The sequence below is a fragment of the Idiomarina sp. T82-3 genome (genome assembly GCF_001577655.1).
In the GTDB taxonomy this organism is placed as follows: Bacteria; Pseudomonadota; Gammaproteobacteria; order Enterobacterales; family Alteromonadaceae; genus Idiomarina; species Idiomarina baltica.
In genome coordinates, this window is record NZ_LSBQ01000016.1 from 1 (window position 1) to 23,855 (window position 23,855).

A 23,855-nucleotide genomic window follows, 5' to 3' on the forward strand; every position below is an offset into this window, starting at 1 on the left:
GTAGCCGGCGTCTGAAGTATAAAATTAGCTAAGGGTGGATCACTTTTACTCCGTTGATTTTAGGACAAAAGTGGATCAGTTTTCACCCGTTGTTGACACTGGTAAGGGAATGGTTAGACCTACCCCCGACTTACTTCTCTGTTTAGGCAGCTCCCAGACCGCCTTATCGAGATCAAATTCATTCCACCTAGCTTCACATAACTCAGACTTACGAACTCCCAACAAGACCAACAAAGCACACGCTAGGTAATTGTCGCGGGTAAAGATATGCTGATTCTCGCGGAAAGTCTTAAAAGCTAACCTAACTTCCTCTAGTGTCAATGCTCTATCTCGGCTCTTCTCGATTCCACCTGCGTCTGTCACCTGGAATGCACTCGCTGGATTAGCTCCTATCACATCGATCTTGATGCCGTGGTTGAATAGCTGCTTACAGTACAAGAGTGCATCGTTCGAGATAGTCGGACGCCCAGAGTCATTGATTGTCTTAATTACTCGGCGGATATCACGGGCAGTAACTTGGTCAACGTTTAGTGCTCCAATATGAGGTGAGATATCCTTTTTATAGACCCTCTCGGGAATTTTCCAATGCTTCAAACGGCTTTTATTTTCTTCGTGCCAATCTTTGAACAGGTCATTTACCGTTTTAATTTCCTCTTCTTCAGCACGCTTCTTTAGAGCGATCGGATTTTGGCCTTCTCTAACCTGCCGCTTCTTAAGAGCAGCTTCCAGTCTGGCCTCAGCGGCCGATAAGTCAGGGTAACGACCAAGCGTCATTTCATGACGCTTTTTATTGTAAGTGAACCGAAGCATCCAGTATGGCTTTCCTGGCGCCTCTACTTTGCCACTCCCATCTTCATTCTTTCTCACCGACTTCGGAACAACAAAATATAAGCCATCACCATCGTGGTGACGCCCAATCTTCTTCTTAGCTAGCGCCTTTAGCTTCGTATCTTTGAAATTACCCATTGTGCTAATTCCTAAAGGAAATTTTTAGTTACCCACCACTCCAAGTTATTAGGATACTAGCACACCCACCACATTACCCACCAATTAAAACTGATTTAGGCCGAAAAATAACGAACTAAAACGAAAAGCTACTCAGCCAAAGGCCTTATATATAAAGACGTTTTGAATGAAAATGAAATAAGGCGAATATCATTCGATGTTTTGGATCTGCTCACGCATCTGCTCGATCAACACCTTTAGTTCGACTGCGGCGGCGGTGATTTCGGCGTTGATGGATTTCGAGGCGAGGGTGTTCGCTTCGCGGTTGAACTCTTGCATCATAAAGTCGAGGCGTCGGCCGCAGGCGCCGCCCTTTCTCAGGATCTTGCGGGCTTCGGCGACGTGGGCGTCGAGGCGGTCGAGTTCTTCGGCGACGTCGACTTTTTGCGCCAGCATGACCATTTCGGCTTCGAGGCGTTGTGGTTCGAGTTCGACTTTGGCTTCTTCAAAGCGGGTTAGTAAGCGCTCACGTTGCCATTTAACGACTTCTGGCATGCGTTCACGTACAAAGGCGACGTGTTCGATGATGCCGTCTAAGCGTTGCTGAAGCATGGTGTTAATGGCTTCGCCTTCACTGGCTCGGTTTTCGATAAATTCGTTAAGCGCGGGTTTTACGGCGTCGAACAGTTCTTTTTGGAGCTCGTCGATATCTTGGTCGTCACTGCTGACTACGCCAGGCCATTTCAACACGTCGAGTGCGTTAATTTGTGCGTTGTGAACTTGGCGGTTGACCCATTTGGCTTGATTAATCACACTCTCGGCAAGTGCTTCGTTAATCACTAACTCGCTTTGCTTGCTCTCATCCATGTGCAGGTGCAAGCGACATTCGACTTTGCCGCGCTGTAATTGCTTGCGGAATAGCTCTCGCAGGTTGTTCTCGAGGGCGCGCACGCTCTCGGGCAGTCGAAAGTAGGTTTCTAAATAGCGTTGGTTAACCGAGCGGATTTCCCACACGGCGCTACCCCATTCTGCTTTGTGCTCGTAACGAGCGTAACCGGTCATACTTTGAATCATGGCGTATCCTACTTTTTTGTCGGGAGGTCTTTCCTTCAACCTGCCGAAAACAATGTGTGCGTTAAGCGTATAAGCCAAATATTACCTGCGCAAAGAGGCAATATGAAGTAATAGTACAAAAAAGATGTCACACTTTTCTGTGCGAGTCTGACCTTATTGAGCAACCTTTATTAAAAGTGACTCAATAGGAACGTATTATGTCTTTGAAAAACCAATTTTTTATCTTGTTATTAGGCGTGTCGTTTGGCCTTTTCAGCCTACCCTCGCATTCACAAAACACCGTGCTACATGCGCAGGTTTCGGGTCAGGGTCAGCCGGTGGTGCTTATCCCGGGTTTAATGTCCGATGAGCGTGTTTGGCAGCAAACTGAAGCGGCGTTGGCGCAGCATTATGAGGTGCACACGCTGGCATTTGCTGGCTTTGGCGCGCATCCAGGCAACCCTCAATTACGCGAGGCATTTACTGAAAACGCAGGTGCTGCGCTAGAACGTTATTTGCAGGAGAACACCGCTGGCGATGCGGTGGTCATTGGGCATAGTTTGGGCGCGTTTTTAGGCTATCAACTGGCAAGCCAGCAACCTCAGGCGTTGGAATGTCTTATCGCGGTTGATGGTGTGCCGTTTTTCTCGGCGCTGGTCAGTGGTAACACGGCGTTAACCGCTCAAGCGGTTGAGCCGCAAGCACAGCAAATGCTGGCGGTGTATCAACAACTCACCCCCGAACAAATGGCGATGCAAGTGCAAATGGGGGCATCACGCCAAACCTCATCTGAGGAGAATCAAGCGCGCGTGGTCGCGATGGCAAAAACGTCGGATCCTGCCACGGTGGGCCGCGCGATGTATGAGCTGATGACCACAGATTTACGCGCTGAGGTCGCTGACCTCAACGTACCGACGTTACAAATGGCGGCGACCGGTGGCTTCTCAACTGCCGAGCAAAAGCAAACGGCGCTTAATGCCTATCAACAGCAGATCGCTGGTGATAATGCCATCAACTTGCTAGAGTTTGCTGAGTCACGCCATTTTATTATGTGGGATCAACCCGAGGCCTTTTTATCGGCCGTTAATCACTTCATCGAGGAGCGCTGCCATGACTAATCAAACTGCACAGTATGCGGCGCTTAACGCTTCGATAGAGCAAGCGCGCCAAGGGAATTCGCAGGCGTTCGCCGAGGTAGTCACACATACACAAAGCTTAGTGGCGAGTATTGCCTTGGCCATTGTTAAAGATATCCGGGCCTCAGAAGAGGTGGCGCAAGAGGCTTATCTCATTGTCTGGCAAAAAATGAATACGCTGCGCAAGACGCGTAGCTTTTTGCCCTGGCTACGACAAATCACGCGGCATTGTGCTTATCAGTGGTTAAGTAAAGAGCATGTGCGTCGCACCGACTATAGGGATAATCTCGATGAGGAGCTGGGTGCGGTACTGAGCGATGAATCACCCGAGGCGTCGCTCAGTGAGCAACAGCAGCAGGCGATTATTTATCATGCGTTGGATAAGTTGCCAGAGCAAAGCCGCGATGTCGTACTGCTGTATTACCGCGAACAGCAGTCGGCTGAGCATGTAGCCGACTTGCTGGGGATCACCCCCGAGGCGGTGCGCCAGCGTTTGTCTCGCGCTCGCAAGCAGTTAGCTCAACAATTACTAAGCCGTGTGGGTAAAGCGGCGTTGCTTTCGGCACCGTCCATCAGTATTTCGACGTTACTGACGACAGGCGCGATGGTGGGCAGTGCACCTGCCGCTGCGGCGGGCTTTTCGTTGACCTCTGGTGTTGCCACAAGCGTGAAGTGGTTAGCGTTATTAGGTGCCATGGCGGTCACTATTCTCGGTGGTTTGGCGGGTTTGTTTATCGGCTCTCATCGCGCGCAGAAGATGGCAGCTACCGACGCTATTCGCCAACAGTTGGTGCGAATGCGTAATCAGGCTGCAGTATTCATGATCGTTGTCGGTAGCTTGTTTATTCTAAGTTACGAGGTCGATCCCGGCTGGTTACTGCCGACACTCAGTTATCTAGTGCTATTGCTGGGTATTCTAACCTATCAACGCCGAGTGCAGCGTTTGGTATGCTCCGGTGGTCGGTCACTGAGCTGCTATTTGGGGTTAGCGCTTGGACTTGGTGGCGGCCTAACGGGCTTCTTTGCCGGATTAATACTGAGTGGTCGTCTCTAACGACCACTCGTTTTACGGTTATTTTTTCGCGTGTTTTTCGCGGTTCTTTTGTTTTTGTTCCGCGTTCTTCTTCATCATGATATACACCGCGCCGCGTCCACCATGGTGGCGCTGTGCGCTATGAAACGCGAGTACGGGCGGCATTTCACGCAGCCACTTATTCACATAGCTTTTTATCAGCGCGGGATGCGGTTTACTGTGTTTACCTTGTCCGTGAATAATCAGTGCCGTGCGTATACCGGCGTTATGGCAGTCCTGAATAAAGTTAAATACTGCGGTGCGCGCCTCGCGCAGCGTATGCTGGTGCAAATTGAGACTCGCTTCCATGGTGTAACGGCCTTGTTTAAGCCGTTTGTACACGCCTTCTTGCACGCCATCGCGCCGAAATTCAATGCATTCCTCTGGCTCCACCAACTCAACATACTCGGTCGATAAAAAGTTAACGTTTTCTTGTTCTTCGGCTTCAGCCGCACGGCGCCGCTCCTTTTGTGCCAATGTCGGCTCAAAAGCAGTGCGAATGTCTGCAACTTCCTCACCCACCAAGGGTGTTACGTCGTTCATTTCTTGGCGGAACAATTCAAATTCTTCGTCTTTTGAACGCGACATACGGCCTCCCGTTCAGTGATTACCACGTATTTTCAGCTTGCGTTAGTTTAATACGTTACAGAACGATTCGCGATCCATTCAACGGTCAAATTTGCTACACTAACGGCTAATTCGTTTTACTTATCCCCGTTTACTATCAAATAAAGGAGATGCCATGCGTCCAAGTGGTCGTACTGCCCAACAAATTCGCCCGGTCACCATCACGCGTAACTTCACCAAACATGCCGAGGGTTCAGTTCTGATTGAATTCGGCGATACTAAGGTGTTGTGTAATGCCACGGTTGAAGCCGGTGTGCCACGCTTTTTAAAAGGTCAGGGACAAGGTTGGGTGACCGCTGAATACAGCATGCTCCCACGCTCTACCCACACTCGCTCGCAGCGCGAAGCGGCGCGTGGCAAGCAAGGTGGCCGCACGATGGAAATCCAGCGGTTAATCGCGCGTTCTTTGCGTGCTTGCATCGACCTTAAGGCGCTCGGCGAGAACACCATTACGCTCGACTGCGACGTATTGCAGGCCGACGGTGGTACGCGTACCGCCTCAATTACCGGTGCTTGCGTGGCGTTGGTTGATGCGCTGAACTACATGCGCGCTAACAAAATGGTTAAGGTCAATCCGTTAAAAGAAATGGTTGCGGCGATTTCTGTCGGTATTGTTGATGGCGATGCAGTGAGCGACTTAGAGTATATTGAAGATTCTCAAGCCGAGACTGACATGAACGTTGTGATGACGGAAGCGGGTAAGTTCATTGAGATCCAAGGCACCGCTGAGGGTGAGGCGTTTAGTTACGACGAGATGCAAAGCCTAGTCGACATTGCGCGTGTCAGCATTAAAGAATTGATCGATATCCAAAAAGCAGCATTGGCATAAGGGATCAGCATGAAAACCTATCAAAAAGAGTTTATCGAGTTTGCGATTGAGCGCGGTGTACTAAAATTTGGTGAGTTTACGCTGAAATCCGGTCGCACCAGTCCTTACTTTTTTAATGCCGGCTTGTTTAATAAGGGTTCTGACTTAGCGAAGTTAGGGCGCTTTTACGCAGCGGCGTTAAAAGACTCAGGCATCGACTTTGATGTGTTGTTCGGTCCAGCCTACAAGGGTATTCCTATCGCCAGCGCGACGGCCGTAGCCTTGTTTGATCATTTTCAGACCGATACCCCTTACTGCTTTAATCGTAAAGAGAAAAAGGACCACGGCGAAGGGGGCAACTTAGTCGGTTCAGCTCTTGAGGGGCGCGTGATGTTGGTCGATGATGTGATCACCGCGGGCACGGCAATTCGTGAATCCATGGATATTGTTGAGCAAAACGGTGCACAGCTCGCGGGTGTGTTGATTGCCTTAGATCGTCAAGAAAAAGGCAAAGGCGAGCTATCCGCGATTCAGGAAGTTGAACGAGACTTTAATGCGCAAGTGATTGCGATTGTCTCACTGAACGATGTGATTGAATATCTTAAGGACGACGAGCAGTTTAAAGCGCACTTACCTGCAGTTGAAGCGTATCGCGCTCAATACGGTGTAGCGTAACGCGCTACGCCACTAAAAGGCAGCGTATAAAAAAAGCTCGCTTCCGTGTCAACGGGGCGAGCTTTTTAGTAACTAGGTGCTACTTACAGTTTTTCTTCGGGCTGATAAGCAATACCGATTTTACCGTTAATCACTTGGCATTCACCACCGGCTTCAGCGGTACGGCTTGCGTCGTTGATACGCGCGATCAAGCGATAGTCTTTATTCAGAAGCGTTACTTCGTTGCGTTCTTCACCACACAACACGCGAATCGAATCAACTAAACCGCGGTCGGTTAAGAAATTGGTGGTTGGGTTCTCTTTTACAATACCTGACTGGTCCGAGAATTCCGCGGTTTGTAAGCCATACGGATTCATCATACCGGACGCGCCAGCAACTAAATAATGGAAGGTACTTGCGACCGCCGTAGGCACCGATTGTGCGTTTTCTACAAAGAACACGCCTCGCTCGCCGACAATATCAAATAGGCCTTTCTCAAGGTTCACTTTCATGGCGGTATTCTCATCAATCCCTAGCGAAAGCGGTGTACCACTATCGCCCGCGAGACGGATCAAGCGACCATAACGACCTTTATCAGAGAAGTCGCTATCCAAAATACCAAAGTGAAACAGCCCTAAACCGCCCAATGGATGAAACGTCAGCGTGTCTGGGTTGGTATTGGTGGGACAGGTTGCATCCAAATCACAACCAAACGGCGGTGGCTCAGAAGCAAAGGCGCCGTCTTTTATCGCTGATTCGGTGGTGCCGTTAGAAATCATCGGTTTAGATGTCAGCGCAACAGCACCCGCGCCGTTACCACCTACCACTAAACGCTTTGATTGCACGAAGCTAACGATGTCGCGTAACAAGTCAGATGGCTGATTATCTTCGTTGATAAAGGTCGAGCGAGTAAGGTTGGCATCACCATCATTGATAAAGATCGCATTGGCTTGGCGCACCATCTTTAAGGCTTCTTTGGGCGCTTTACAAAACTCAACTTGCTGCTGATAGCGGTCGCGATACACACGGTCTCGCGCATATGCACCGAGCACTTCCTCTTGCACGTCAGCCAATTCGTCACAACGGCCCTCTTGTTGCGCTTTAATTAAAGCCGCATCAACCGGGAACCAATGCGGCTCAGCTCCCAACTGACTGAACAAGTCCATGTAGTAATCGACTTCGTTGTAAGGGTCGCGCGATGAAGAGGTAGTGAAGAAAATGGTCGGCTTTTTACTGTCATCAAAGCGTGTGGTCTTCGCCATCTCAACGAACTGGCGATAGATATCGATCGCAGGCTTGTTCTGCGACTCATTTAAATTAATCTTTTCATCGAGCTCAGCAGGGACTGGCATTTCGAGTAAGTCGACCAGCTTGTTCCACTCAGCTTCAGATAATGAATTGTACGTTTTTAATGTGGCACGACGAGTAAATTCACGCATGAACACGCGTTCTGTGATGATTTCCTCGTTCATACGGTCATAAATGAGCTTTAACGCTTCGTCGACCTTCTTTCGAGCCTCTTCACGAAAGCCGGTCCAGTATTCATCTGAAACAGCCGTCTTGATTGACTTCTCCGACAAGTCGATATACCGATTAGTACGCATTGTCTTGCTATCAATCCAGTCGGTTTCGTTACAGCTATCGGACGCCATGCTCGTGCAGAGCGTTAAACCGCCCCCTGCCAACATTAAGTGGCGGTAACCATCATCTTTGATGGTTGGCTGTTCTTGTGCGGATACCGCACTGGTCATCAGTCCTGCAAGCACGATGCTGAGGCTTGATGCGATCCATCCTTTATTCATGAGACACCCTTCTGATTACTGCAAAGTTGCGGGTTAATGAATCCTAGTATAACGGGTCAATGGATAAAAATCGCTCTCAGTTTTATCAACATCGACCCCATCTGCTCTGACCTCAATAAGAAGAATAAATTCAATCACCCTGCGGGTGTTGGATTTTTGTAAATGCTGTGCATAATACCCTGCAATTGATATACTTCTGAGGTCAAATTGACCAAGGTTCTGTGTTCTGGTGATTAACTTGTTTCGCGCTATCGTTTTTTCTACGCTTTTTTTTGTAAGTGGGCAGCCTTATGCGCAGCAATCATCAAGCAACCTATCGACTGACTTAAAATTAGACGATGAGCAAACAACCCAAACGCTCGTCTTTCGAGCGCCGCAAGACGGTCCATTGCCGGAGCTCGTTCAGTCGATATTAGAAGAAGCCTATGCTGAACTTAATATTAAACTACGCTATGAGTCTTTGCCGCGCCTACGCGGCGAACAGCTGGCTTCCGAGGGGATCATTGCTGGTGAGTTAGGGCGCATTCCTGGACTATCTGAGCAACTCACCAATCTCATTCGTGTCGATTTCCCGATCTATGAGTTTTCCTTGCTTCTTATCGCCGACCCTTCACAGTGTGGTGTCTGTACGCCCGATAAGTTAAGTAATTTGGCTTACTTAAGTGGTTTACGCGCCGGTGATGAAGTGGTTGATTCTTACCAACTGGATATTCCGATTGCAAAGCCCATCAAATTAGAGCAGGTAATCAAGCTAATGGATGCGGGCCGCGTTGAAGCAGCGCTGATGGCTGATTTTCAGTATCGTGGTTCCGCGCTACATGACCGCGATGATTTGATTGTTTACGAAATTAAGCGCTATCAAGGCTATCACTATCTACATAAGAAGCACGCAGATCTCATTCCTGACTTATTAAGCACTCTAAAACTAATGCAAGCGACCGGTAGGATCACGGCATTGCGAGAAACGTATCAATCAAAAATCGCGCGTCCCATCACGCCCGTTCGTATTCCAAATCCATTAATTGGTGCTAGTGCGTTAATGCCCCGGCAAACCGAGATGGACGGTGAAGGAAGCTTGTGGCAACGGTTCATTGAACTAACTGCCGATTGGGCTGAACAGGTTGAAACCGAAACATCGAACTGGCCGCGCGCTAAGCAACTCGTTGACTCCGGGAAAGCACAAGTTCTCGTTGGAATCCGAGAAGAACAGATTGATCAACGCTTTATCAAAACAGAGCATGCCTTTGCTCGTAGTGCGCCTGTATATTTATTTAGCAAAACTCAAGCAGCGATAGACGATACGCTTGACCACAAGAATGTAAGTTTGTGCGTTGCGGGTGGCGACTATCAACACTCGTTGCTACCCTCAAATGCCAATATTTACACCGCGAATACATCATTAGACTGCTTTGCACTATTGGATATGGGCCGCGTTGCAGGTGTTGTCGATTACGCGGCCAACTTACCAGACTGGATGGAGACGCCGTATGAACGTTACGCGTTGAGTGACGAAGTGCCACTCTATTTAGCATTCAAAGACAACGCACAAGGTCAGCTACTGCGCAGTCTGTTTGATAAAGCAATTAAAAACGCTATACCGCGCCCTTAAAACCCAACTGACGCCAGGCTTCATACGTAAAAATCGCGACTGAATTTGATAAGTTTAAGCTCCGGCTATCTGGCACCATTGGTAGACGTAACCAATTTTCTTGCGGAAATGTCTGTAACACGTCCATCGGCAACCCCCGCGTTTCGGGACCAAACAACAGTACATCATTTTCCTCGTACGCGACCTCGGTGTAACGTGTTGAGCCTTTCGTCGTGCACGCAAAAATGCGGTTATAATCCACGTTTTCTAGAAAGTCCGACCAATTTTTATGGATTTTCACTTGGGTAAGGGCGTGGTAGTCCAAGCCAGCACGGCGCACTTTCTTCTCATCTAAGTCGAAACCCAATGGTTCGATAAGATGCAATTGCATGCCCGTATTCGCTGCCAAGCGAATAACATTACCCGTGTTCGGCGGTATTTCCGGTTCAAATAAGACCAAATGCAACATAGTGATTTTATCAGCTACTTAAAAAACGCTAGAATACCATTATCTTAATACGAGGTGTGTATCGAATTGAATTCTCCAACGAGTTATAAGCATCAATACGCTTTTTGGGTAAAGCTCGCCAGTGCTTCATCGGTCACCACGGCCGCTTTGCTGATAGCCATGAAACTCTACGCTTGGTTTGATACTGAGTCGGCGAGTATGCTCGCCTCGTTAACTGATTCGTTGCTCGATAGTGGTGCCTCGATTTTTAGTTTTTTCGCGATCCGTTACTCTTTGCAACCCGCAGATGATGAGCACCGATTCGGCCACGGTAAAGCCGAATCCCTTGCCGCGTTAGCGCAGAGTGCTTTTGTCGCTGGCTCAGGCATGCTACTTATTTTTCACAGTGCGCAACAATGGATGGACGATTCAAAACTACCCAATGTAGAAACGGGTATTTGGGTCAGCGTGGCAGCCATCGTCATCACCATGGTATTACTGGTGATTCAACGGATAGCCATCCGCGTCACCGACTCGCAAGCAGTTAAAGCCGATCATTTGCATTATCAGTCTGATATCTTACTCAACGCGGCGGTTTTAGTTGCGCTGGTACTGAGCCAATTTGGCATGCACTGGGCGGATGGCGTGTTTGCCATTTTAATTGCGTTGTATCTAATCTGGGGGGCGATTCGCATCGGCACTGAGGCATTTAACTCGTTGATGGATCGCGAACTGCCCGAAAACTTACAAAAGAAAGTGGTGGATACAGCGCTAGCCATTGACGGTGTTTTAGGGATCCACGGCCTGCGTACTCGTGAGGCGGGTTCAACACGTTTTATTCAACTCCACATTGAACTCGATAATCACTTATCTCTTCTCAAAGCCCATGCGATTTCTGATGAGGTCGAAAGTGCACTGATGAAGGCGTTCCCGAGTGCCGACATTATTGTTCACATGGATCCCGAAATTATTGCCTATGTTGAGGGTTCAATTACTGAGCGTCGCTCGACTTGAGTCTGGCATAGATCGAATCCATGATGGGCTGTCGATAATCGTCGCTCTCCATCATTAATTCGTGTTTCGCTCCTTTGATCGAGCAAAACTCAACGTTGGCGCCCGCACTGTTAGCAAAACGCTGTTGCGCTTTTTTACTCACCACCACATCGGCGCCCGCATTGAACAATGTCGCCGTTACTTTGAGTTGGCTCCCCATGCCCTGCAATTGTTTACAAGTCGTCAGTGCTTCATGTAACCAAGCAAACGTCGGTCCGCCGAGTTTAACCCGGGGCTCGCTTTCATAGGCTTCGCGAAATACTTGGTAACGTTGCTCACTGTGGGTCAACACATTCTCAGCAAAAGGAATCGCAATATAGTCCTTCATACCTAAGAAATACCACGGGTTATCCGGTGCACTAGTCTCGTTTAACCAGCGACCTGCGCCAGCAATCGCACGCGCAATCGCTGCTGGAATACCGGCTGTTCTGATGCCGAACATCGGTGCCGTCAAAAACAAATGCTTAAATTTAAAATCCTGCTCGCAACACGCCCAGGATAAAATCGCTCCGCCCATCGAGTGCCCAAGTGCATAGCGAGACGCTCTAGGAAAGCGCTCGTCGATATCATTCATGAATACGCTAAAGTCATCAATAAAATCACGGAAGTCTGCGACATGGCCCTGATGGCTATTCTTCGTCATGCGCCCTGATAAACCTTGCCCGCGATGATCGATGACAGCACAGGAAATACCTTGTTGTGCCAGTTCCCAAATCACTTCTTGGTATTTAATCGCCGCCTCAATACGACCCGTTGAAATCACCAGTAGTGGCGCTGTATCGCTGACTTTATGATAGGCATAAAAAAGGCGCAGGCCATCCGTTGCGTCTAAATAAATGTGCTCAACTGAATCCGCCCAGAAAGGAGCGATATGTTGGTGATAAAATTCGAGCCACTTGGGCTCATTATCCGCCGGTCGGATCATCCGCTTTGATTCCCGTCGCTATGATTAAGCCCTAGTCTAACGGTAAATCCAAGATAACTTCTAGTCCTCCTTGTGGATGATTGCGTGCACGCAGTTGACCGCCTAGAACCAACGCTGAGCGCTGACTTAACGCTAAGCCTAAACCGACACCCGCCTGATGCTTACGCGACGGGTCGCCGCGGTAAAACGGCTCAAATAGCTTCTCAATTGTTTCTTCATCAACGCCAGGCCCATGGTCACGCACATAAAGCTGCAACCACTTACCATGCTTTTCGCAGCCAAACTCGACCGCTTTGTCGGTGTAGTGCAGGGCATTCCGCATAATATTTTCTAACACTAACCGGATCAGCTCATCATCGCTCTCGAGTTCGCGCCAATCGCCCTCGCGAATAACGAGCCGATCTTTATACTCAGGATGACTGTACAAGGTGTCGTCGACAAGCCGTTGCACCAACTTGCGCAGATCAACAGTATGCGTATTTAAGCTGATTAAGCCGTTCTCAAGTTTCGAGAGCGATAAGATACGTTCAATGATTTGATTCAAGCGCTCACTATCGCGACGCAACTGTTGCCAATGTGCATCATCTTGATGCTCATCTTCGCTGAGATCGAGGGCGACTTGCATCCGTGCCATCGGCGAACGCAGTTCGTGTGACACATCACTTAATAAGCGCCGTTGCGCATCACGAGAAATAGCAAGATCGCGCGCTGTCTGCGCTAGGGCGCGTGCCAGCTCGCCGACTTCATCTTTACGTCGAGGCAACTGGCCTAACTCAGGCTCAGCACTACCTTGAGCAACCTCACGGGTAGCTCGGATCATGCGTTTTATCGGTCGAATCAGCCAGATACCCAACAAAATCGCAATCGCTAAACTACCGCCCACCAACGTCCAACTGCGCGCCCGCATCAACTCTTGCTCTGCTTCTTCACGATCAGTCCACTCCGACGCTTTTAGTGGACGAGTGATTAGAAGCTTATTGCCTTTAAACTCGAAAGGACCTATCAACAAACGATCTTCGAGTGGCATTTGCATCGGCTCATCGTAGTTTAAAAAGCGCAACATGGTTTGCCGATAACGTTGCGATAAGAACTCATCCATCATCAACTTTTGCTGACCTTGCGCGAGTACTCGGGCTGCAACGCGATAATCACCTGTCAATAAACGTCCAGGCTGCAAAGAAAGATAGGTCAGCTCATTTTCGAGCAACGGCGCTAAGGTACGCCGAATGGGTTCCGCGATAGGTTTAACTTCGGGTGTGACTTTATTCCAGACCGCAAGCAAGTAACCGCTGCTGGCGGTTAAAAACAGTAACGCCCAAAACAGCAGGAGCAACCGCAGCGTAAGCGATTGGTACCAGCGGATCGGGCGTTTACGGTGCGGCTTCATTATTCGTTGACGAGACGATATCCCCGACCACGAACGGTTTGAATGCGCTCAGGATTAGCCGGTAGCTTTTTACGAATGTTGCTGATATGTACGTCGAGACTACGGTCAAAAGGCCCCATCTTACGGCCCAGCGCAGCCACCGAGAGTTGGTCTTTACTCACCATTTGACCCGCTTGCTGCATCAAACAACGCAGAATATCAAACTCTGTCGGTGTCATGACCAACGGCTGGCGGTCGCAGGTGACTTCTGCCTTACTCGGATCGAGTGTAAAGCCACTCACCGTTAATACCTCGTTTTGCATCATGGTATTAGCCGTTCGGCGTAGTAGCGCTCGTACGCGTGCTATTAACTCACGCGGATTAAATGGTTTGGGTAAATAGTCGTCTGCACCGAGCTCGAGCCCCATTACACGGTCATCATCATCTCCGCGTGCGGTTAACATCAGTACTGCGGTATCACGATGTTGCTGACGTAAGCGTTGTAATAACTGCATACCATCAATACCGGGCAGCATGACGTCTAACAAGATCAGCTCGAAGTCCCCGTTTAAAGCGGCATCCAGCCCTTTAACGCCATCATCAACTACGGTCAGCTCGACCGCCTCTCGTTTAAAGAGCTCGGTCAGCATCGCTGACATTTCATGGTCGTCATCAATGAGTAGAACAGAATGTGTCATGGTCAATTGAGTCCCGTTTAAAGTGTAAAGACCATCTTCTAAAATAGCACAGCGTAACGCGACTCTCTTTACAAAGATTTACTTGCTCAATAACTTGAGCTTGCGCGTTAGCGTATTGCGCCCCCAGCCAAGCCAATGTGCGGCTTTTTGCTTGTGTCCGTCGCACTTCTCCAGTGCAATGCGCAAGGCGATGCGCTCAACATCCTGTATAATAGGTGTCATATTATCATAGTTATGGGTTTGTGCGCGCAACTCGTGTGCCAGTAGCTCGCGCCAATTCCCTGTCGATTGACCGTTTTCCAGCTGTTCGCTCTGTTCTAGAAGCTCATGGGGCAGTTCATCGGGGCTGACTTGTTGTGCGGGCGCCATCACCGTAAGCCAACGACACACATTTTCGAGCTGCCTTACATTACCCGGCCACCCGTATGCTTCAAGTTGCGCCAACGCTGCGTCTGATAACTGTTTCTCGCTCACTTCGAGCCCAATGGCAGACTGCTTTAAGAAATGCCGAGCCAGTAGAGGTATATCCTGCTTGCGTTCACGTAATGCCGGCAACCGCAGTTGAATGACATTGAGTCGATGATATAAGTCCTCACGGAATTCGTTGTTTGCAACAGCCTCTTTTAAATCTCGGTGGGTAGCGGCGATGACCCGCACGTTAACCTGTACCGGCTGATGCGCACCGACTGGATAAAACTGGCCTTCGGCTAACACACGCAATAAGCGCGTTTGCACCGAAAGTGGCATATCGCCAATTTCATCTAAAAATAGCGTCCCACCATCGGCTTGTAAAAACCGTCCATCGCGCTTTTTATCAGCCCCGGTAAATGCGCCTCGCTCGTGACCGAACAGCTCGGATTCAACCAAGTCGGCTGGAATGGCTGCCATATTCAATGCAATAAACGGTTTATCTGATCGTGGACTATGTTTATGCAATGCACGCGCAACGCGCTCTTTACCCGTGCCCGTCTCACCCGTAATCAATACGCTTACGCTCGAAGCCGACAGCCGACCAATGGCACGAAATACATCTTGCATGGGGGCTGACTCGCCAATAATATCATTATTCGCTTGCTGCGCACTGACCCTCACCTCAGGCTTACTGCGATGCGCCATTGCTTTCGCAACCACGTTGCGAGCTTCCTCGATATCAAAGGGCTTGGCCAAGTACTCGAAGGCACCGCCTTTAAAAGCACTCACTGCGGTATCCAGATCTGAATGAGCGGTCATAATCACGATGGGTAAATCAGGGTCTCGTTGTTTTATTTGCTTTAGCAAGGCTAAGCCATCGGTGCCCGGCATACGAATATCACTAATGATGGTATCGGGCACTTTCGAATCAAGCGCTCGCGTAAGTTCATCGGCCCGCTCAAAGACTTGCACTTGATAACCCGAGCGTTCAAATGCTTTATGAAGTACCCATCGAATAGAGGGGTCATCGTCTAGAATCCATAGGTGTTGCGCTTGGCTCATAGATTCGCCTCCTCAGTGACTTGTCGTTGATACGGGAGGTATATCCTAAACACCGTGTTTCCCGGCTCGGAGTCGACCTCGATTTTGCCTTGGTGTTGATGAATTAAACTATGCGCCATGGATAGCCCCAAACCCGTGCCTTCGGCTCGACCGCTCACCATTGGGTAAAATAAACTCGCCTTAATTGCATCATCGATACCCGGACCATCATCGATAATACTGATCACTGCACATTGACGATAACGACGCCCCAATAACGTCAGTTGATGTTCAATGCGCGATTTAAAAGTAATTTGTCCCTCACCATTCAGTGCTTGAGCCGCATTTTGCGCGATATTTAAGAAAACTTGTTCACAGGATTCAGCCATTGCCCACAGTTCAGGCAATGAAGGATCATAGTCACGTTTTATGCTAAGACGTTCGCCGTATTCGTAACGCACGGTTTTGGCCACGCGTTCGAGTAGCTCATGCAGGTTGGTTTCACGTTTTTGCTCGGCTTGTACCGGGCCCATCATGCGATCAATCAAAGTACGTAACCTATCGGCTTGCGTCACAATAAGGTCGGTATACTCTTTTAATTCTTCATCTGGCAATTCGAGTGCCAGCAATTGCGCAGCGCCCCGCAGGCCCCCTAATGGGTTTTTAATTTCATGCGCCATCCCACGTAACAATGACTGTGTAGCAAATAGCTGCTGTTGTTGCTGTGTTTCACGTGAAATCTGGCGTTGTAAGTCGACCTGCTTGAGCTCGATAAGCCAGTGCTTTTTTGCATTATCATGCAATGACTGAATACTGACTTCAGTAGTCACCCTTTGCCCCGAATGAAGAAAGAAGCTGGCTTCGGAGTTCACCACGGTTTGGTCTTCGGACAAACAATTCTGCAGTGTACTTAATGGTAGGTCGCTCTCGTAGTATGCCTCAGCAAAAGACTCACCAATAAGACGCTTGGCGCTATGGTCAAAAATCGATTCAGCTGCAGCGTTGACGTAACGCACGATCCATTGATCGTCGACAATGACCACACCGGTCAGTAGCTGATTCAATATGGACGCCAGATTCACTCAAATACACTCCACAATAGCCTGCACTAATTTGGTGCATATACACGGCTTAAAAAGGGAGGCTTTGCCTCCCCTCTTGCAACCGTCTTAATTTAAACGCTGTAGTACATATCGAATTCAACAGGGTGTGTTGTTTTCTTCAATGTTTCTACTTCGTTGTACTTGAGGCCGATGTATGCGTCGATCATGTCGTCATCCATCACACCGCCTTGCTTGAGGAAGTCACGGTCTTTATCCAGTGCGTCCAGTGCCATTTCAAGTGAATGACATACTGTTGGGATATCTTTCGCTTCTTCCGGTGGCAAGTTGTACAAGTCTTTGTCCATCGCATCGCCAGGGTGGATCTTGTTACGGATACCGTCCAAGCCCGCCATTAATAGTGCGGTGAAGCACAAGTATGGGTTCGCGCTTGGGTCAGGGAAGCGCACTTCGATACGACGCGCTTTAGCACTCGATACCAATGGAATGCGAATCGATGCAGAACGGTTACGCGCTGAGTAAGCCAACATAACAGGCGCCTCAAACCCAGGTACCAAACGTTTGTACGAGTTAGTCGATGGGTTAGTAAACGCGTTAATTGCACGTGCGTGCTTAATGATACCGCCGATATAATATAACGCGGTTTCGCTCAAACCTGCGTACTGGTCGCCAGCAAACAGGTTTTGACCATCTTTCGCAAGTGACATATGAACGTGCATACCCGAGCCGTTATCACCGACCAATGGCTTAGGCATAAAGGTAGCGGTCATGCCATAGGAGTGCGCTACGTTGTGCACAACATATTTGTAGATTTGAATTTCGTCGGCTTTCTTAGTCAGACTGTTGAACTGAGTTGCCACTTCGTTCTGACCCGCTGTCGCCACTTCGTGGTGGTGAGCTTCAACAACCAAGCCCATGTCTTCCATCACCAAGCTCATGGTGCCACGAATATCATGCGCAGAGTCAACCGGAGGCACTGGGAAGTAACCGCCTTTTACGCCCGGACGGTGCGCCAAGTTACCTTCTGAGTATTCACGACCCGAGTTCCACTTCGCTTCCTCGGCATCGATCTTGTAGAACGAACCGCTCATGTCGGTGTGGAAACGCACATCATTAAATAAGAAGAACTCTGGTTCAGGACCAAAGAATGCGCTGTCAGCCACGCCTGATGCTTGCAAGAACTCTTCTGCGCGTTTCGCGATAGAACGAGGATCGCGGCTGTAGCCTTGCATGGTATCAGGTTCTAAAATGTCACAGCGTACGTTCAGTGTCATTTCGTCGGTGAACGGGTCGAGTACCAACGACTCTGCGTCTGGCATCAACACCATGTCTGACTCGTTAATACCTTTCCAGCCAGCGATTGAAGAACCGTCGAACATTTTACCTTCTTCGAAGAAATCGTCGTCGATTTGCGACACCGGGATTGTGACGTGCTGTTCTTTACCTTTGGTATCGGTAAAGCGTAAGTCGACGAATTTGACGTCATGCTCTTTAATGGCGTCGAAAATCTTACTTGCTGACATGTTTTCCTCCAGCGGAATCTTGAATATCAAAAGTCAAAATAAACATATATCAATAACTGATTAAATCCAGTTTTATACAGCTATTGTTGTGTACCTCTTAGGATGCATATTGGATTGCAATCCACGTGCCAAATATATAACTCATTGTTTTTAAAGTTTTTTAATAAATTGAGTTCCGTTGAAACGTTGAAAACAACTGAAAATTGCACCAATTTGGTTCATTGTAGACTATTTTGGTGCAAATAAGCATTAATTCCTATTGATTCATGTCATTCTGATGAAAAATTCAACAGCCCCTTTTTATATCGTTAGCAAACAGGTAGAATACGCCGCTATTTTCATCAACCCCTTGTCGGTTTAGACAACGTTGTTCACTTTCCGACATCAATAGGCTGTTCTTAATGACAACTCAGGCATTTGATATTAATAAACTTCGCAACATTGCGATTATTGCGCACGTTGACCATGGTAAAACCACATTGGTCGACAAGCTGCTTCAACAATCTGGCACGTTAGAAAGCCGTGGTGAGCTTGAAGAGCGCATCATGGACTCAAACGATCTAGAAAAAGAGCGCGGTATTACCATCCTCGCTAAAAACACAGCGATCAACTGGCAAGACTACCGCATCAACATTCTAGATACCCCTGGCCACGCCGATTTCGGTGGTGAGGTTGAGCGTGTCATGTCAATGGCTGACTCAGTTTTGCTTCTCGTTGACGCTGTTGATGGTCCAATGCCGCAAACACGCTTTGTAACGCAAAAAGCGTTTGCTCACGGGCTTAATCCAATCGTCGTTATTAATAAAATTGACCGTCCAGGCGCGCGTCCTGACTGGGTCATGGATCAAGTGTTTGATTTGTTCGACAACCTTGGTGCGACCGATGAGCAGTTAGACTTCCCTGTTATCTACGCATCAGCATTAAATGGTTGGGCAAGTCTGGATGCAGAACAATCGGGCGGCGATATGACGCCATTGTTCGAAACTATCGTTGACCAAGTCAGTCATCCAGATGCGGATCCTGAAGGCGATCTGCAAATGCAGATTTCTCAGTTGGACTACTCAAGCTACTTAGGTGTTATCGGTATCGGCCGTGTTACTCAAGGTAGCGTTAAGGTTAACCAACAAGTGACTATCGTGGGTGCCGACGGCGAAACACGCAATGGTAAAGTTGGCCAGGTATTTAACTACCTTGGTTTAGACCGTATCGATGCGCAAGCTGCGCACGCAGGTGATATCTGTGCGATTACGGGTTTAGGTGAATTAAAAATCTCTGACACAGTATGCGCTGTGGGTAAACCAAACCCGCTTAAACCGCTGACGGTTGACGAGCCAACGGTAACAATGACCTTCCAGGTCAACACCTCTCCGTTCGCAGGTAAAGAAGGTAAATTCGTTACTTCTCGCCAGATCCTTGAACGTTTGCAGCAAGAGTTGGTTCACAACGTTGCGCTGCGTGTTGAAGAGACTGATAACCCGGATAAATTCCGTGTATCAGGTCGTGGTGAATTACACTTGGGTGTTTTAATCGAAAACATGCGTCGTGAAGGCTTCGAGCTCGCAGTATCGCGTCCAGAAGTTATCATCAAGCATGAAGATGGTCAGAAGATGGAACCGTACGAAACACTGACGGTTGATATCGAAGACCAACACCAAGGTGCTGTCATGGAAAAACTTGGCTTACGTAAAGCCGAGATGACTGACATGAACCCAGATGGTAAAGGCCGTGTACGTATCGACTTTGAAGTACCTAGCCGTGGCTTGATTGGCTTCCAAACCGAGTTCATGACCCTGACTTCAGGTACCGGTTTGATGTACCACACCTTTGATCACTACGGTCCGCATAAAGGCGGTACTATCGGTCAACGTGTGAACGGCGTATTGATTTCAAACGCACAGGGTAAAGCACTGACTTATGCGCTGTTCAACTTGCAAGAGCGTGGCAAGTTGTTCGCATCACACGGTGACGAAGTATACGAAGGTCAAATCATCGGTATTCATAACCGTTCAAATGACCTGACTGTTAACTGTTTGAAAGGTAAGCAGCTGACTAACGTACGTGCCTCAGGTACTGATGATGCACAAACCTTGAGCCCACCGATCCGTTATACACTTGAGCAAGCGCTTGAGTTCATTAACGATGACGAGCTGGTCGAGGTAACGCCGGTATCTATCCGTATTCGTAAACGCGCGCTCACAGAGAACGAGCGTAAGCGTGCGAGTCGCGAGCCGAAAAGCTAAGTGTCTATGTGATGACACACAAAAAACCCGCCAACCGGCGGGTTTTTTTATGGGTGATATAAAAGTCATTGTGCTGCTATTAACTCTGGCTGCGGCAACACATAATAGAAAATCGAGAAAAAGTGTAGAATGCTCCCCGCTAGCACAAATAAGTGCCAAATCGCATGGTGATAGGGCATCTGCTTACGCACATAAAACACAACGCCTAAGGTATAGGCTAAACCACCGGCTAGCAGCAATAACAAACCACCCGTATCGACATTATCCAGCATCGGTTTGATGGCAATCAACGCCATCCAGCCCATGCCCAGGTATAAACTCAATGACAGCCATTTAGGTGGCTTTTTCACGCCCAGCTCAAGTACCACGCCAATCAGTGCAATACCCCACGCTACACCGAGCAATGTCCAGCCCCATGGGCCGCGTAAATTAATCAGTGCAAAAGGTGTGTAGGTGCCTGCAATAAGTACAAATATAGCGGCGTGGTCTAACTGTTGGAATACAGCCTTAATACGCGGCCAAGGAAAGGCGTGATAAAGCGTTGAGGCGGTGTAGAGCAGAATGAGGCTAGCCCCATAAATACTCGCTGCCACCACATGCCAAGTATCGCCGTAGGCGACAGACCAAACCAGCATCACCACCAGCCCAACGATGCTCAGTACCGCGCCTATACCATGCGTTAGCGCATGAGCGACTTCTTCTAAAACGGTATACGACTTATTACTCATCCACGCTCCAAACCTGGGGTTTCGTAGCCTTCACTGATATTTTTAAGCGCACGAATGAATTGGTCGAACTGCTTGCCATTGTCGTAATCTAACCGGTATTTGTTATGAAACTCTAGCGTCAGTTTTACGCCGTGGCCTTCCAAAAATACGGTGTAACCATCATGGTCAGTATACGCAGTAATACCATCAAGGACGTGCTTGCCTTGCTTTGCCTCGCCATGCTCATGGATCTTTTCATAAGCATCTAAAATAAGACGAAAATCGATCTCGTTTTTCATGCACTGTCTCCTTGCTTGTCCATTAATGTATACACAGTAATTATACGTAACATCGCCACTACTAGACTTGTTCTGCTCCAAATGCCCTTTCAGAGTCTATCGAAATGACTCAGTTGTCAAATATGAACATGTATACAAAATATACATACAATAATGCATGATAAGCAGAAAATCGCTATAATTAAACTGTATTCTAATTTGATGAGGTGTAATTTGGTTAGGCGTACAAAAGAAGATGCGCTCGCGACTCGCTCACAGCTGCTCGATGCGGCAGAGCGTGTATTTAGTGAGCGAGGTGTCACCCATACGTCAATGGCACAGGTCGCCGAGGCTGCGGGTGTCACTCGAGGCGCTATTTACCACCATTTTAGTAATAAAATGGCGTTGATTGAGTCGTTAATGGAGCGTGTGCGTTTGCCCATTGATGAGATGCGCGAGCAAATTGCACAACAACCTGAGTTCGATGCCCTGGTCGAGATACAGGAACGCACCAATGAGTTTTTAAACCGTGTTGCCACCGATCCACGGGTGCAGGCATTGGCAAACATTCTCATGCATAAGTGCGAATACATTGACGAAGTCAACCCAATCAAATTACGCCATTTAAGTGGCCGCAATGACTGTATCTGTGATGTCGAAGCGTTATTCGAGAAAGCGGTTAACGAGGGTCAGTTGCCACCCCAAGTGAGCCCACGCATTGCGGTTATCGGATTATTTGGCTTAGTCGATGGGCTGATTTACAACTGGTTAATGGATGATGGCTACTTCCCTCTTGTCGAGTATGGTGAAGCAGCCATAAATACGTATATCAACGGACTAAAAGCCTAAGGCTCATTACTATCTGCGCGGCGCTTACGCCCTTCACTGGCAATCGCGGTGGCAATGCCCTTCCAAGTGAAGGGCGCCATGTGCTCAAACACCAAAATATCCGAGAGGCTCATTAGTCACCCTGACTAAGGAAAGTCGATAGGAAATCTTCGTCCATTGCCGCGATGGTCTCATCATTAGCATTAGGACAGCAGGCAAAAAGAGGAGCAGTCCACGCCTGAACATTACCCAGGATATCGCGCAAATGGCTGAGACCACGGATACCACCCAGTCCACCGGGTGAGGCAGCTGCCAGTAACACTTTTTTGCCTTTCCATACCTGGCCGTCAACGCGCGACGTCCAATCAATCGCGTTTTTAATCAGTGGCGAAACAGAGGCGTTATATTCTGGGCTGACAAGCACAACTTTATCAGCCGCCGCAACAGCCTTTGCCAGCTGTTGCATTGCCTTAGGAACACCTTCTGCCTGCTCGTGGTCGCCGTGATAGATCGGCGCGTCTAATGCGTCAGCATCGAGTAACTCAAAATCAAACGTGTGCTTTTCGGCAACCTGCACCAAACGATGCTTTAATTTTGCATTAATTGACTCTTTACGACGACTGCCGCCGATAAACAAAATACTCATGAAAACTCCTGTAAAAGTGGGTTAAGCACCGCTGTTCATGCTTTCAATAAAGCGATTAGACTCATCAATGGCAGACTCCATCTCATCAATTAGGTCTGAGATATCGGTCTGTAAACGACTAAATTCACCGCGAATTGCGTCGATAGCGCGCGCGTTCAGGTTGTGTTTGAGATACAACACATTGTCTTGCATCTTTTGTAACACAGGGTCCATCTTTCCAGCCGCTCGTTCCATCACGCGAATGAGTTCACCATAATGACGTTCTGTCTCACGCAGACGTCGCTCACTCTCGCGGCGCATGGCATCATTACTGTAAAGCTCTAGCTCCTCGCTCCATTCATCAAACAAATCTTGAGCCACGTCGTCGACTTCTTCGATACGTTCGTTGACACGCTCAGCCGCAGACTTACTTGCCTCATAATCGTCACGCAGTGCGTTGTAGCGTTCTTCGAGTTCACCACCGTCAAATTGCAGCAGCGCATCCAAGCGCTCGAGAGCCGATTTGAACTCTTCTTGAGCATCGCTTTGTGCCTCTTTGGCGTCGTCAACACGATCGACCAAAATATCGCGCTTCTCGATGCCCAATTTCTCCATCGCTCCATAGTAGGCGCTTTGACAACCCACTAAGAACAACAACGTAAAAATACTTAACGCCAGCTTTTTCATTAGTCTCCCCTTACGGCGCGAACCAGTCGTTCATCTCGTTTATCTTGGTTGTAACTACGTACGACCAAAATCGCGTGAATGATCGCAAGGATATAAACTAAACCTAAAGCGCCAAATGAAAAAACAAATAGCACAATGCCTAAAGCTGTGAGTATCACGTTAAATAGGAATTGAAAGATCCGTCCGGTCGTCAACACCGCGAGCGGTGGAATCAAAACAGCTAAAATGTAACGCATAAAACCCCCTGTCGAGATAAATGAAATCCCCCCGTACGACCTC

At 48.5% G+C, this 23,855-nt stretch carries 24 protein-coding genes; 8 read left to right on the top strand and 16 right to left on the bottom strand.

Going from position 1 to position 23,855, the window contains the following annotated elements:
• Nucleotides 1-75: 75 nt before the first annotated feature.
• Entirely contained in the window at nt 76-966 is an 891-nt protein-coding gene (locus tag AWU56_RS09700; RefSeq protein ID WP_286682392.1) for a tyrosine-type recombinase/integrase, read from the bottom strand.
• Between the two features lie 189 nt (nt 967-1,155).
• Entirely contained in the window at nt 1,156-2,019 is an 864-nt protein-coding gene (locus AWU56_RS09705; RefSeq protein WP_286682393.1) for a YicC/YloC family endoribonuclease, read from the bottom strand.
• A gap of 197 nt (nt 2,020-2,216) precedes the next feature.
• On the opposite strand from AWU56_RS09705, the gene AWU56_RS09710 reads away from it, so the two are divergent.
• Both AWU56_RS09710 and AWU56_RS09715 read left to right on the top strand, forming a co-directional pair.
• Nucleotides 2,217-3,116, top strand: coding sequence for an alpha/beta fold hydrolase (locus tag AWU56_RS09710; RefSeq protein WP_286682394.1), 900 nt, complete (start codon nt 2,217-2,219; stop codon nt 3,114-3,116).
• The gene (locus AWU56_RS09715) at nt 3,109-4,188 is read left to right on the top strand and encodes a sigma-70 family RNA polymerase sigma factor (protein WP_286682395.1); all 1,080 of its coding nucleotides are present in this window, start codon (nt 3,109-3,111) and stop codon (nt 4,186-4,188) included. The genes AWU56_RS09710 and AWU56_RS09715 overlap by 8 nt, the downstream gene beginning before the upstream one ends.
• Nucleotides 4,189-4,206: 18 nt before the next feature.
• Here AWU56_RS09715 and smrA read toward each other — a convergent pair whose 3' ends face one another.
• Nucleotides 4,207-4,794, bottom strand: coding sequence for a DNA endonuclease SmrA (gene smrA / locus AWU56_RS09720; RefSeq protein ID WP_006954555.1), 588 nt, complete (start codon nt 4,792-4,794; stop codon nt 4,207-4,209).
• 154 nt (nt 4,795-4,948) lie between these two features.
• Here smrA and rph point away from each other — a divergent pair, with 154 nt between their 5' ends.
• Complete coding sequence (rph, locus tag AWU56_RS09725) at nt 4,949-5,662, top strand: ribonuclease PH (protein ID WP_071462116.1); 714 nt, start codon at nt 4,949-4,951, stop codon at nt 5,660-5,662.
• 9 nt (nt 5,663-5,671) lie between these two features.
• Entirely contained in the window at nt 5,672-6,316 is a 645-nt protein-coding gene (gene pyrE, locus AWU56_RS09730; RefSeq protein ID WP_272977443.1) for an orotate phosphoribosyltransferase, read from the top strand.
• An 83-nt stretch (nt 6,317-6,399) separates the two neighbouring features.
• On the opposite strand, the gene AWU56_RS09735 is transcribed toward pyrE, so the two are convergent.
• A complete protein-coding gene (locus AWU56_RS09735) occupies nt 6,400-8,097 on the bottom strand; it encodes a cyanophycinase (RefSeq protein WP_286682396.1) in 1,698 nt (565 codons plus the stop codon).
• Nucleotides 8,098-8,326: 229 nt separating this feature from the next.
• Here AWU56_RS09735 and AWU56_RS09740 point away from each other — a divergent pair, with 229 nt between their 5' ends.
• Entirely contained in the window at nt 8,327-9,706 is a 1,380-nt protein-coding gene (locus AWU56_RS09740; protein WP_286682397.1) for a transporter substrate-binding domain-containing protein, read from the top strand.
• Here the strand turns inward: AWU56_RS09740 and trmL are convergent.
• Complete coding sequence (gene trmL / locus AWU56_RS09745) at nt 9,690-10,154, bottom strand: tRNA (uridine(34)/cytosine(34)/5-carboxymethylaminomethyluridine(34)-2'-O)-methyltransferase TrmL (RefSeq protein ID WP_006954560.1); 465 nt, start codon at nt 10,152-10,154, stop codon at nt 9,690-9,692. The genes AWU56_RS09740 and trmL overlap by 17 nt on opposite strands.
• A gap of 66 nt (nt 10,155-10,220) precedes the next feature.
• On the opposite strand from trmL, the gene fieF reads away from it, so the two are divergent.
• Nucleotides 10,221-11,147, top strand: a complete 927-nt coding sequence (fieF, locus tag AWU56_RS09750) for a cation efflux pump FieF (protein WP_286682398.1) — start codon at nt 10,221-10,223, stop codon at nt 11,145-11,147.
• On the opposite strand, the gene AWU56_RS09755 is transcribed toward fieF, so the two are convergent.
• From AWU56_RS09755 to glnA, 6 genes are all read right to left on the bottom strand, one after another.
• On the bottom strand, nt 11,125-12,111 hold the full coding sequence (locus AWU56_RS09755) for an alpha/beta fold hydrolase (RefSeq protein ID WP_286682399.1): 987 nt from the start codon (nt 12,109-12,111) through the stop codon (nt 11,125-11,127). The two genes, fieF and AWU56_RS09755, sit on opposite strands and share 23 nt — an antisense overlap.
• Before the next feature lie 31 nt (nt 12,112-12,142).
• The gene (locus AWU56_RS09760) at nt 12,143-13,498 is read right to left on the bottom strand and encodes a sensor histidine kinase (protein WP_286682400.1); all 1,356 of its coding nucleotides are present in this window, start codon (nt 13,496-13,498) and stop codon (nt 12,143-12,145) included.
• Nucleotides 13,498-14,175: a response regulator transcription factor gene (locus AWU56_RS09765; RefSeq protein ID WP_006954564.1), complete on the bottom strand. Its 678-nt coding sequence runs from the start codon at nt 14,173-14,175 to the stop codon at nt 13,498-13,500. Before AWU56_RS09765 ends, AWU56_RS09760 begins: the two co-directional genes overlap by 1 nt.
• 78 nt (nt 14,176-14,253) lie before the next feature.
• Entirely contained in the window at nt 14,254-15,648 is a 1,395-nt protein-coding gene (ntrC, locus tag AWU56_RS09770; RefSeq protein ID WP_286682401.1) for a nitrogen regulation protein NR(I), read from the bottom strand.
• Nucleotides 15,645-16,709 carry a nitrogen regulation protein NR(II) gene (gene glnL, locus AWU56_RS09775; RefSeq protein WP_286682402.1) on the bottom strand — a complete coding sequence of 355 codons (1,065 nt, stop codon included), beginning with the start codon at nt 16,707-16,709 and terminating at the stop codon, nt 15,645-15,647. Before glnL ends, ntrC begins: the two co-directional genes overlap by 4 nt.
• A 92-nt stretch (nt 16,710-16,801) precedes the next feature.
• Complete coding sequence (gene glnA / locus AWU56_RS09780; RefSeq protein ID WP_006954567.1) at nt 16,802-18,211, bottom strand: glutamate--ammonia ligase; 1,410 nt, start codon at nt 18,209-18,211, stop codon at nt 16,802-16,804.
• A 401-nt stretch (nt 18,212-18,612) separates the two neighbouring features.
• Between glnA and typA the strand changes: the two genes are divergently transcribed.
• On the top strand, nt 18,613-20,451 hold the full coding sequence (gene typA / locus AWU56_RS09785; RefSeq protein ID WP_286682403.1) for a translational GTPase TypA: 1,839 nt from the start codon (nt 18,613-18,615) through the stop codon (nt 20,449-20,451).
• 65 nt (nt 20,452-20,516) lie between these two features.
• Here the strand turns inward: typA and trhA are convergent, their stop codons facing one another.
• Both trhA and AWU56_RS09795 read right to left on the bottom strand, forming a co-directional pair.
• Nucleotides 20,517-21,179: a PAQR family membrane homeostasis protein TrhA gene (trhA, locus tag AWU56_RS09790; RefSeq protein WP_286682404.1), complete on the bottom strand. Its 663-nt coding sequence runs from the start codon at nt 21,177-21,179 to the stop codon at nt 20,517-20,519.
• The gene (locus tag AWU56_RS09795; RefSeq protein ID WP_006954570.1) at nt 21,176-21,457 is read right to left on the bottom strand and encodes a DUF3081 domain-containing protein; all 282 of its coding nucleotides are present in this window, start codon (nt 21,455-21,457) and stop codon (nt 21,176-21,178) included. Before AWU56_RS09795 ends, trhA begins: the two co-directional genes overlap by 4 nt.
• A gap of 213 nt (nt 21,458-21,670) precedes the next feature.
• Between AWU56_RS09795 and AWU56_RS09800 the strand changes: the two genes are divergently transcribed.
• Nucleotides 21,671-22,285: a TetR family transcriptional regulator gene (locus AWU56_RS09800; protein WP_286682405.1), complete on the top strand. Its 615-nt coding sequence runs from the start codon at nt 21,671-21,673 to the stop codon at nt 22,283-22,285.
• Between the two features lie 112 nt (nt 22,286-22,397).
• On the opposite strand, the gene AWU56_RS09805 is transcribed toward AWU56_RS09800, so the two are convergent.
• The 3 genes from AWU56_RS09805 to AWU56_RS09815 are packed head-to-tail and all read right to left on the bottom strand — an operon-like array spanning nt 22,398 to nt 23,812.
• Complete coding sequence (locus tag AWU56_RS09805) at nt 22,398-22,910, bottom strand: NADPH-dependent FMN reductase (protein ID WP_006954573.1); 513 nt, start codon at nt 22,908-22,910, stop codon at nt 22,398-22,400.
• 21 nt (nt 22,911-22,931) lie between these two features.
• Nucleotides 22,932-23,576 (bottom strand): DUF2959 domain-containing protein, encoded by a 645-nt coding sequence (locus AWU56_RS09810; protein WP_006954574.1) that lies wholly within the window; start codon nt 23,574-23,576, stop codon nt 22,932-22,934.
• Nucleotides 23,576-23,812, bottom strand: a complete 237-nt coding sequence (locus AWU56_RS09815) for a YqaE/Pmp3 family membrane protein (RefSeq protein ID WP_006954575.1) — start codon at nt 23,810-23,812, stop codon at nt 23,576-23,578. The genes AWU56_RS09810 and AWU56_RS09815 overlap by 1 nt, the downstream gene beginning before the upstream one ends.
• Nucleotides 23,813-23,855 lie beyond the last annotated feature (43 nt).

Bases quoted from the DNA above. Each gene is read 5' to 3' on its own strand.
- AWU56_RS09805 (WP_006954573.1), bottom strand. From the start codon at position 22,910: ATGAGTATTTTGTTTATCGGCGGCAGTCGTCGTAAAGAGTCAATTAAT.
- rph (WP_071462116.1), top strand. From the start codon at position 4,949: ATGCGTCCAAGTGGTCGTACTGCCCAACAAATTCGCCCGGTCACCATC.
- ntrC (WP_286682401.1), bottom strand. From the start codon at position 15,648: ATGAGCCAAGCGCAACACCTATGGATTCTAGACGATGACCCCTCTATT.
- glnA (WP_006954567.1), bottom strand. From the start codon at position 18,211: ATGTCAGCAAGTAAGATTTTCGACGCCATTAAAGAGCATGACGTCAAA.
- pyrE (WP_272977443.1), top strand. From the start codon at position 5,672: ATGAAAACCTATCAAAAAGAGTTTATCGAGTTTGCGATTGAGCGCGGT.
- AWU56_RS09705 (WP_286682393.1), bottom strand. From the start codon at position 2,019: ATGATTCAAAGTATGACCGGTTACGCTCGTTACGAGCACAAAGCAGAA.
- trmL (WP_006954560.1), bottom strand. From the start codon at position 10,154: ATGTTGCATTTGGTCTTATTTGAACCGGAAATACCGCCGAACACGGGT.
- AWU56_RS09700 (WP_286682392.1), bottom strand. From the start codon at position 966: ATGGGTAATTTCAAAGATACGAAGCTAAAGGCGCTAGCTAAGAAGAAG.
- AWU56_RS09755 (WP_286682399.1), bottom strand. From the start codon at position 12,111: ATGATCCGACCGGCGGATAATGAGCCCAAGTGGCTCGAATTTTATCAC.
- AWU56_RS09715 (WP_286682395.1), top strand. From the start codon at position 3,109: ATGACTAATCAAACTGCACAGTATGCGGCGCTTAACGCTTCGATAGAG.
- typA (WP_286682403.1), top strand. From the start codon at position 18,613: ATGACAACTCAGGCATTTGATATTAATAAACTTCGCAACATTGCGATT.
- AWU56_RS09765 (WP_006954564.1), bottom strand. From the start codon at position 14,175: ATGACACATTCTGTTCTACTCATTGATGACGACCATGAAATGTCAGCG.
- AWU56_RS09810 (WP_006954574.1), bottom strand. From the start codon at position 23,576: ATGAAAAAGCTGGCGTTAAGTATTTTTACGTTGTTGTTCTTAGTGGGT.
- smrA (WP_006954555.1), bottom strand. From the start codon at position 4,794: ATGTCGCGTTCAAAAGACGAAGAATTTGAATTGTTCCGCCAAGAAATG.
- AWU56_RS09760 (WP_286682400.1), bottom strand. From the start codon at position 13,498: ATGAAGCCGCACCGTAAACGCCCGATCCGCTGGTACCAATCGCTTACG.
- AWU56_RS09795 (WP_006954570.1), bottom strand. From the start codon at position 21,457: ATGAAAAACGAGATCGATTTTCGTCTTATTTTAGATGCTTATGAAAAG.
- trhA (WP_286682404.1), bottom strand. From the start codon at position 21,179: ATGAGTAATAAGTCGTATACCGTTTTAGAAGAAGTCGCTCATGCGCTA.
- AWU56_RS09710 (WP_286682394.1), top strand. From the start codon at position 2,217: ATGTCTTTGAAAAACCAATTTTTTATCTTGTTATTAGGCGTGTCGTTT.
- AWU56_RS09815 (WP_006954575.1), bottom strand. From the start codon at position 23,812: ATGCGTTACATTTTAGCTGTTTTGATTCCACCGCTCGCGGTGTTGACG.
- AWU56_RS09735 (WP_286682396.1), bottom strand. From the start codon at position 8,097: ATGAATAAAGGATGGATCGCATCAAGCCTCAGCATCGTGCTTGCAGGA.